Here is a 362-nt window from a genome sequence, read left to right as displayed (position 1 = left end):
GGCTACGGCCTCGCGGTGGCCAGAGCCCAGCACGCGGTGAAGGAACTCGCGCAGAAGCTCACCGAGCACGGCGTGACGGTGAAGTACGCGATCCACCCGGTGGCCGGGCGCATGCCGGGGCACATGAACGTGCTGCTGGCCGAGGCCGAGGTGCCCTACGACCAGGTCTTCGAGATGGAGGACATCAACGGCGAGTTCGGCCAGGCCGATGTGGCGATCATCCTCGGGGCCAACGACGTGGTGAACCCTGCGGCGCTGCAGAAGGGCACGCCGATCTACGGCATGCCGATCCTGGAGGCCTACAAGGCCAAGACGGTGATCGTGAACAAGCGAAGCATGGCCGCGGGCTACGCGGGGCTGGA

General features: G+C 67.1%; 1 protein-coding gene. It reads left to right on the top strand.

What is annotated here, in order from left to right; genetic code table 11:
- Positions 1-362, top strand: a 362-nt coding sequence (locus AC1DHL_RS30215; RefSeq protein ID WP_478164396.1) for an NAD(P)(+) transhydrogenase (Re/Si-specific) subunit beta, incomplete at both ends; no start/stop codon positions are given.

It is taken from the genome of Variovorax sp. 10L426 (assembly GCF_056395305.1).
The sequence above is the reverse complement of the archived record's forward strand: the minus strand, read 5'-3'. Positions and strand labels throughout refer to the sequence as shown.